Source organism: Cupriavidus sp. 96C5-1 (assembly GCF_057798855.1).
Genome location: NZ_JBYOJU010000094.1, coordinates 1 through 9,165 on the forward strand (window position 1 = coordinate 1; position 9,165 = coordinate 9,165).

Below are 9,165 nucleotides of genomic sequence, written 5' to 3' on the forward strand. Positions count from 1 at the left end.
GCCGTTAGGCACCATCAGCAAAGCAACCCCTGCTTCCGCACTCCCTTCTGGCGGCGCCTCGTGTAACTGCGTGGCGATCAGAAGTAGAGGCAAGGTTGAATCGCGGTCCAGCCAGTCGTCAGCCAGCATCAATCCCCGCGACGAGTCCGGGCACGCCAGATCACAGTCCAGTCCTGACAGACCGAGTAAATCCAGTCGTTGCCGCAACTGCAACAGGCGGTCCTGCGCACGTGTCGGCGAGCCATCCACCAGCCGGACCGCGGGAGCATGGCGATAACCTCGTTGCTGCAACTCCCTGACTGACTCCACAACTGGCCCGAGCAAGAAATCGACCAACACGTCGAACCGGTCCGACGGCGCTCCTGCCTCGGCGCCATCCTCGCCTCCCTGCACGCTCAATAATTCATCCCAGTCTGGCAGGCGGCTATGGCGGACAAGCCCGGCGCCCACCCGCGGGGGTTGCGTAGCCAGCACCGTTTTGGACGATGCCAGGAGCTGCGAAAGCGACAGGCCGTCGCCTGGAAGGCAATAGGAGGAAGCCACAATCTCCAGCGGCCTCTGTGACCGCGCGACCATTTCGCGCAATTGAGCATCGCGATGCTGGTTGTAGTACAGCGCACGCAGGTGCGCGCTCTCGTAGGCGTGCCTCGCCAAACCGAGCAGCAGTAAAAAAACGATCTGGGGCGCGACGGCAATGAGAAACCAAAACTCCGCCCCTTGCGCAGGCTTCTCGGATGGCCATGCCAGCAACACGGCGCCAGATCCAAGCACCGTGCAACAAAGCCAGAGCACCGCCACTCCCCGCGCGCCCGGCGGTTCCGGCAGCGGCTCGACGGGGCCAGCAAGGGCGTAGTCGATCGGCATCGTCAGCCCTTGCCCGCCGTGACCAACGATGAAATGACGCGGCAGCCACAAGCACACTTATGAAGGTGCAGCGCCACGGGCACACCCTTGTCGGTGAAATCAGGATCGCCTTCCGCAATGTATGTATCGCCGTGCAGCGCGCACTTCGCCGGGTCGCCCTGGCGGGCCGCTGCACGTCCCATAAAGCTCATATCCTTTGAGCCGGCCAGGACTTTGCCGCCCCTTTCAAGCTCGTCTCCCGCTCGGACAATTCCAAACATGGTATTCGCCTTAGATTAAATAATGTAACTTACTCACTACTATTCACACACACGCTTCCGAATTCTTCTTCCCAAGCAAAAATCTAGAAAACTCTCTTGAGGCAGGTATCAATATCGAATTTACTGGTTCAGCACCTAAAGCAACATTAATCATTTCCGCTCAGGCCATCGACTCGATTTACATCTCTCGGATCCAAATCTCACATTACCACTCCATAACACACCCACCCAACTCAAAAATATCGACCCCACGCATCATCTGGTTAATATTAAAACCAACCAATACCAAAAATATAATGTTATTCCACAGCAAAAAAATACTCACGGAACACATTTCCTCAACTGAGTAACGCACGAAACCGAAATATTTTCACGAAAATACGTTCCAATAATAGCCTTACGCTTTTTATCGATTTTCACATTTATAAACTCATCCCCACACGCCGGAAAACCCCTCAACAAAATCCATTATTTTAGGGGAATACAAAAAAATCCTATATATTTTATAGAAACCCATCCCCTCATCTATATGCCACACTGAAAAATCACGTTGCCCGTCAAAATTTTAATCAGAAATTTCAATATGCAATTTTTCTTCACTCTGAAATACTATTTTTTTACTTACAACCTTTCCACTCACCTCAAATATTTCGTACGAAACATCTTCACCTTTAACTCGAATGCAAACCTCTGTTGAATTATTTATCGAAAAACACATAACCTCCGATGCCGCTACCAACTCAACAAACAACACCATTGACAAAATACAAAAAACCATCCATTTCCGTGACATAGTGCTCACACCGGCGCAGCCATATTTACTTGTACGCTGCTTTTCCGCGCAGGTGGTTGAACAACCACCATCGCGCCTCGATCGACGCCATCCGCCAAGACACGAAGATTATTACCTCATCGCCTTCCAGATAAATAGTTAAAAAATTAACAAAATTATTTAAATAATTTCATACACATCTCCTTCCGCACCTCATCCGAACCATATTCTTCAGTTAATTTAATTACTATCTTTTTATTTTTCATAACATCCCACACACCTGGGTACGCTCCCTCGCTACAATCTATTTCCCCGGAAACGGCGACGAAATTCCCATCTCTAGAAATAATCGCAGCACCCGGCACATCACCTACAGGGAAAGCCGTTTCCTTTAGCTTTCCAATTGATTTATTATTTTTATATGAACCATCCAGTGTAAATATATTTACGGAGCTTCCTATTTTTGAAACCATGGCTAGACAGGAAAGCGGACTGAGATCAACAAAATCCAGCGAGACATATATACCCTTGCTGAGATTGATGTCGGACAAAGCCCCGACATTGGCGGGAATCAGTGAAACTGATATTTCACCACCAGACCAACATCGATTAAGAGAGTCGGCGGGTATGTACCCACGCGCAGAAACCATAAGCGCGGAGCGATCTGAACTCAGTAAGGCATATAGAAGCTCATCGTTAGTCGAGCATTTAGCCTCCTTACCGTTCTGACTTATCACAAGGCTCCCATTCTTGATGTAATAGGCCTCGCTGCCCATTGCACCACTTGCAAATATATTTGCAGCCCAAAATGCGAGAGTTGATACGCGCATCTATCCCCTTAGAAGGTTATTTTCTGGCCGATGAGTTAATAGTGATTCTTCGCAACCGCCGTTTTCTTCACTGATGGTAATTTCCGCGACCGCGGGCTGTGACAGTGCGCTGGCTGCGCCGAATGAGCTTACCGACACAGGTGTATCGACAAACTGGACGGACTGAAGAATCGCTTTGATTTTCCAAAGCTGGTTGGTTTTTGGATTTGCCAACCATTCAACCGGCGTTGTTCCACATAACGCTAGTGCCTGATGAATGAGGCAAAAACTGAAAATGCGGGCTCGGCGTTCCTCATCGCCCGTTGTGTCATCGACGGTGAGTGCTGTTCCGATCCAGTTTGCCCCGCTCAATGGCACGGTCTGCGCATGCGCCTGCTCGTCGAACGGGGTTAGTTCGGGATCATCACCCCATGGACTGTATTTTAGCCACCGATCGTTAACATATTTTGCTCCCAGCGCGATGCCTATCTGCCGTTCGTTGGCTTCCTGACAAAAAAAACCGAAACCACCGTTCAACGACGCCATCGGCCCCGTTATGGGAAGGTGGTATGACCCCTCCTGCGGCGGCGAGCCATCTGAGTTGAGTGCACGGAAATGTCCTCCGAACATATCCGCGATTTTGAACCGACACGGACCTACGATGTGGGCTTTGGAAGGTGTCGCAATACCTTTGAGTTTTGCTGTAGAAAAATATTGAGCTATTGCCGTGCAGTAAAATAATGAAGAAACGATACTGAGTGCGCGCAGAAAAAATAGCGTTCCATTCATCTTTATATGCTCCAACAAATTACGATTATTTACTTAAAAAATATTCAATTAGAGAAATTTATGAACCATTATTGATAAAGGACTTACTTCCAGAATTTCTGGACTCAGATACCTTATATCTCCCAAAATCGTCACGAACCACTCTTGCTCGGCCTTCGTTAGGCTTATTTCTTTATCGATCTCCAGGGAGAAACAAGTCAAGCCTGGTCGATTTGGACAGACCAACAGAAAATCCGGAATTCTAATTTTTACCCGATCGCCAGATACTGAGTTCACATAAGCAACCGTGCCTGCAATGTTTGCGCCTCGATACAGGCGCTCCCAAACCACATTACGACCATAACGACCACCGGAATCCTCCAGTTCGATTTCTTCCTTCGCCGTTTTCGGCTGATCTCCCTTCATATACTGACCGTTCGAGTCGACAGCCTGAGGTATTAGGTTGCAGCCGAAAGTGAGCTTGGTACTTATTTTTCTTTTTTTCGGTGAAAAATCAGCATCCAAAACTATCACCATAGAATCTACCGCCGATATTTTTTTTGCACCTTTTACTGCAGATACAAGCCTACCCCCCAGTGCATACCCACAGTATTCTTTTATTTTTAACAAATTTTCCGCAACATTTGAATCGGATTTCGCCCTCGAACTTCCGATACCAATAATTCCAATCAAAAAAATAACAAAAAACCGTCTTATGCGTGACATCAGGATGCTCCTCTTTGAGAAGCTATCTGGCATTTCGCACTCTACACCATCCACACCAATAAACCTGTTTTTATCGCACAGAACAAATAGCGCATTTACATATGCCCGCGACAAACAAATACTCATGGCACAAATTTCCTCAACTGAGTAATACACGAAACCGGAATATTTTCACGAAAATACGTCCCCACAATAGCCTTGCGCTTTTTATCGATTTCCACATTTATAAACTCATCCCCGCAAGCCGGAAACGCCTCAACAAAATCCATTATTTTCGGGGAATACAAAAAAATCCTATATATTTTATAGACACCCATCCCCTCATCCACATGCCACACTGAAAAATCACGTTGTCCGTCAAAATTGTAATCAGAAACCTCAATATGCAATTTTTTTTCACTCTGAAATACTATTTTTTTACTTGCAAATTTTCCGTTCGCTCCAAATATCTCGTACGAAACATCCTCACCTTTAACTCGAATGCAAACCTCTGTTGAATTATTTGGCGAAAAACAAATGATCTCCGATGCCGTTGTCAATTCAACCAACAACACCATTGATAAGATACAAAAAACCATCCATTTCAATGACATGACGTTCACTCCGGCGCAGCCATATTTACTTGTACGCTGCTTTTCGGCGCAGGCGGTTGAACAGCTACCATCGCGCCCCGATCGACGTCATCCGCTAAGACGCGGAGCATATAGATGGAATACGCCTGCCTTTCATAGTACCCATTACCGCCGCCATTCACCAATATATTGATAAACCCTATATTTGACGCTGAGTACGCTCGATCAGCTACTCGATTTATGTTAACCCCTCCGGAAAATTCCTTGGAAACCCAATAAAACCCACCAGAGTCACACGCCATCTCAATGTCCTCTCCAATGCAATCCGGGTCGAAACGTGGGGACCACACCATCAACTGCCCACCGTCATTTGGATTCGTCGTGTAGTGAGTAGATGTATTTGTTATCCTCTGCGCAGAGGAGGGTAGCCGTTCGACATATGCACCGGAATGAACTGGAAGCCTCCTGAACTCACCATAGTCCTTATAGTTCCCTGCCCATGTTAGCTGCATAATTCCGCGTCCATAGAACGGGCCGTAGTATTGCGTTGCAGGATTAGACGGAGAATATTTTCCAAACCCCCATTCATGCATGAGTCGCCTCACCCCCCCGAGATCTCTCCATTGAGCGGTCTCTAGGATTACCTGAGCCAAGAATATAGCTGTACGTTGCTTATCAGCACCTATATATTTCCTGATGCATCTATTAAGCGCTGGAACGTGAGCAACAATTCGATTTCGCGCCTCACTCTTCTCGAGAGTATAAGTCGGCCCGGCCGTGGTAATAGCGATTCGTTGGTTTCCGCCTCCCGTATAGAACATATGCCGCGGAAATGTGGAAACAAGTTCACTCAAACTCAACCACTCGCATCTCCGGAAATTCCTAATAAATTCAAGTGGATGGAAGAACAAAAAATTGGTCGAAATGGGAAAATCTGTCTTATCCCAGAACTGGAATTTCTCCAGTAGCTGCACGAATTTTGTATAACCTGCTTCATCGCCTGCATAGAACTCTCCAGGATCCTTTAGCTTCCTGTAGCGTGCCTCGTTGTTGGTCTGGTCCCACTCAGAAACCATCTCACAAACAAAGCCGCGCAGCTTTTCCCGCACACCCGGCGCCATCTGCATGTAGTATTGGAGTTCCTGATTGGCACTGACATTCTCATGCGGATTGTGGATCGTGTTGTTGTCCTTCAGGATCTTCTTAAGCGACTCGATGTCGCACAACCCGTCGCCTTGAAAGGGGCCGTTGCCCTCACTCAGCTTCTGCCAGCCCCGAAAACGCGGGAAATCCGCGTCCGACAGCCTGTGAATGCTGGGGTGGCTGATGTCGATATACCCTTCCTTGTCGGTGTCGAACTTCACCCGGAACCACGTCGTGCGCGCCGTCTCAGGGAGTGTCGCTTGCGTGCTCAGGATGCGCCCGAAGCGCAGCATCTCGTAGCCATCGCTGGGGCAACTCGGGTACAGCGCTGTCGCCCGCTTGTACATGTCGTACTCGTAGTTGTTTTCCGTGATCGGCGGCCCCGCCGTCAGCAGTGTTTGCTGACCGTCCCCTTCATCGCTCCACACTCGGGTGAGCTTGTGGCCCCGATGGAAACGGGTCTCCACATAGAGCTTCTTGGACGTCTCCCCACTCTGCAATGGTAGAAACGTGATACCGTTCAACTTATTCTGCGCATTCGTTCCAGGCGGCAAGGCCAGTATTGGCAAGCCAGCGGGAATCACAAAATAGCCATTTCCCCAGTAGTCCGTCGATGCCGGGGTGGTCGGGTTATCGTTGCCGAGCTGCGTGGTCTTGAAGTAATCGTCAAAATCCTTCGGCTCCATGAATATCTCGAAGTGCAGGAACTGCTGGCCTTGGCACTCTCCCGTCCACCCCAAAATGTCCTTGCGGTGCACCTTTTTTCCACCACCCGACATCGCATCCGCCGGTGTACGTAGCCACTGCGGCAGCAAGTTCGCGTTGCAGCCTGTCCCCGCGTAGGCTCCAAGGTGACGCAGGTGCATGTAGAGGGAATAGAAACGGAGCTTGCGGCCCTCTCCCGTTTCAGTTTCGTGTCTGAGCAGCACAAAGCCGGCATCGCTGTCATTGGGCCCACCGTCTGGACCGACGAGACCCTGACAGACGCGATACGCAATCACCTCGCCGTCCGCGATCGCCCGCACCGGCTCATTGGCATTCGGCGGCGCAATATGGCTACCGCCGTGCCAGCGCCTGTCCGCACAGATGGGGTAGATACCGTGAAGCAGTTCGCGATCCATAATCGTATCCATCACGTCGGCAGCGGGATCATTCTGGCGAGGGAGGTAAGGGGGGCTGATGATCATGGTCGTATCTAGTGCGACAAGCCGTAGTTGCCGCCAGTCTTGAATTCGCTGTTTGGAAGAATGGGAAGAGTCACGCTCATATCGACCGGGCCAGCGTAGCTAAACGAATTGCTCTTGATCTTGAAATCGCCAGGGCACCCGATCTCAACGCTGCCTCCCTCCAGCTTGATGTAGGCACCACCGCAGAGGAGGGTCAACTTACCCTTGGCGGTCACCAATACGTCCTCATTGGCGCTGGCAATGTGCAGTTGCTTTGCGGCGAACAGGTCGAGTGCATCCGTCTGCGCCTGAATTTCGACTTTCCCCTTGGCCGCAAAGAGCTTCAAGCCAAGCTTGTGCGCGCACAGCGAGATCAGATCGCCAGCCGCAACGACAATCCGCTTCACGGCACTGATATCGACGTGCCGGCCTGAGGTGACAATGATGTTTTCGCTTGCGCTATGCTGGATCGACTTCGGGGTTACAAAGGCGACTCCCCCAGGGGCGGTCGCGACTATGCCCGCTGTCTTCAGTTGATCCAGTGCGGACTTCAAGGCCGACTGCGTTGCGCTATCGGCAGGCGTTGCGTTCGCTTGGGCCGTGGCCTGCGCGAGTGCTGTCACCCGGTCCAATGCCAAGCGCAGTTCTGACAAGGCTTCCTGCATGTCAAGCTGTTGACCGCTAGCCCCCTTGCGAACGTCCGCACTGAGCAGCAAGCCATTGCCACGAATACTGCCCTGCGCATCACTGCGCAACTCAAACCCCTCACCCCGCTTCTGCCGCTTGCCATCGACGAGGTAGCCCATGTTCAGCTGCGTCTTGCCCCCGTACTCGGTGGAGATATGGATGAATTCCTGCCCCTCCCAGTCCTCCATCATCACCATGTTGTTGCTCTGCGTGACGATGGCATTGCGCGACAGCCAGCGGTCCTGGTTGGTGATCAGGTCGGCGTGATGGCTGTGGTGGTGCACATGGGCGATGTATGGCTTGTTCGGATTGCCGTCGCGGAATGCGATTGCCACTTCCGTGCCATCGATCAGGGGGAAATGGAAGCCCGTCTGCAGCGCGCCCGCGAACGGCTTGGCCAGGCGCAGCGGCACGCTCTCGCCGCCTGCGCTCCACTCGTCGAAGTCCACGTCGAAACGCACCACGTAGTGGCCGTGCTGGGTCAGATAGGCATATTTGTACTTGCCCGGCGAGGTGATCCGGGCGCTGAGCGTGCCGTTGATCCTGGGCCAGCTGGCTTCATTCAGCCGCAGGCGGAAGCGCCGGTCCGACGGAATGGCTTTGTAGGTATTGCGATAGGCCGCATCGCGCCCGCCGCTGTGGGTGACTTCGATGATCACCTGACCGTTGGGCGCATCGGGCAGCGTCCGGTCCATGCGCAGGATGCGCGCGAGCCGCAGCTCCAGCACGTTGCTCTCGCCCTCGTAGATGACCTGCCAGGCGATCGCCGCCTCGTGGCGCAGTTGCGCTTCCCATTTGGCGCTCTCCTGGTCCAGGTGGTGAGTGCCGTAGACATAGGGCTGGCCGTAGGTCGTCTTGTCCTTGCGGGCGACGTTGGCCTCGGCCTTGAAGCGCTCCCAGGACTGGTCCGGGTTGTAGTCGGCGACGAGATAGGAGGCCGGCACCGTGCGCGCGTGGGTCTGGATCGCGAAGACGGTTTCGGTGCCGGATTCGAGGCCGGCGGTTTCCCGGTAGGGCACGCGCAGTTCGGGCAGGTAGAGATAGTGGTCGATGTCGTCGCCGAACACCACCATCTCGCCGAACTTGCCGGGCTCGAAGTAGCTGTAGAGGCCTTCCTGCTCCATCAGCAGCCGGATGTAGTCCCAGTCGGACATCTGGTATTGGAAATGGAAACGATGCTCCGGGTATTTCCGGCGGGTCTTGAAGCGGAACTGATGGCCCGCCAGGCCGTGCCGGCGCAGGATGGCCTCGATGATCTGCGGGGCGGTCTTGTGCTGGTAGATGCGGCTGGCGTGCGTGAGCCTGAGGCGCGCGACCAGCGGCTCGATCACGATCTGGTAGGCGGAGAAGTCCTGCGTCTGCCGGGTCTTGCTGAAGCACGTAATGCAGCCCGCGAAC

Annotated in this window: 7 protein-coding genes and 1 pseudogene; all 8 read right to left on the minus strand. The window is 52.2% G+C overall.

Annotation, left to right across the window (positions count from 1 at the left end):
• Positions 1-864, minus strand: a pseudogene (locus tag AC3FOF_RS44070) (hypothetical protein); the annotation flags it as partial.
• 2 nt (positions 865-866) lie between these two features.
• Positions 867-1,124, minus strand: coding sequence for a PAAR domain-containing protein (locus AC3FOF_RS44075; RefSeq protein WP_017225023.1), 258 nt, complete (start codon positions 1,122-1,124; stop codon positions 867-869).
• A gap of 948 nt (positions 1,125-2,072) precedes the next feature.
• A complete protein-coding gene (locus AC3FOF_RS44080; protein ID WP_488730254.1) occupies positions 2,073-2,726 on the minus strand; it encodes a hypothetical protein in 654 nt (217 codons plus the stop codon).
• Positions 2,727-3,494 (minus strand): hypothetical protein, encoded by a 768-nt coding sequence (locus AC3FOF_RS44085; RefSeq protein ID WP_488730255.1) that lies wholly within the window; start codon positions 3,492-3,494, stop codon positions 2,727-2,729.
• A 48-nt stretch (positions 3,495-3,542) separates the two neighbouring features.
• Positions 3,543-4,325, minus strand: a complete 783-nt coding sequence (locus AC3FOF_RS44090; RefSeq protein ID WP_488730256.1) for a hypothetical protein — start codon at positions 4,323-4,325, stop codon at positions 3,543-3,545.
• A complete protein-coding gene (locus AC3FOF_RS44095; protein ID WP_488730257.1) occupies positions 4,322-4,792 on the minus strand; it encodes an XAC2610-related protein in 471 nt (156 codons plus the stop codon). Before AC3FOF_RS44095 ends, AC3FOF_RS44090 begins: the two co-directional genes overlap by 4 nt.
• Before the next feature lie 5 nt (positions 4,793-4,797).
• A complete protein-coding gene (locus AC3FOF_RS44100; RefSeq protein WP_488730258.1) occupies positions 4,798-7,101 on the minus strand; it encodes a peptidase M23 in 2,304 nt (767 codons plus the stop codon).
• Between the two features lie 8 nt (positions 7,102-7,109).
• Positions 7,110-9,165 (minus strand): type VI secretion system Vgr family protein (locus AC3FOF_RS44105; RefSeq protein ID WP_488730259.1); only part of this gene is annotated, 2,056 nt, incomplete at its 5' end.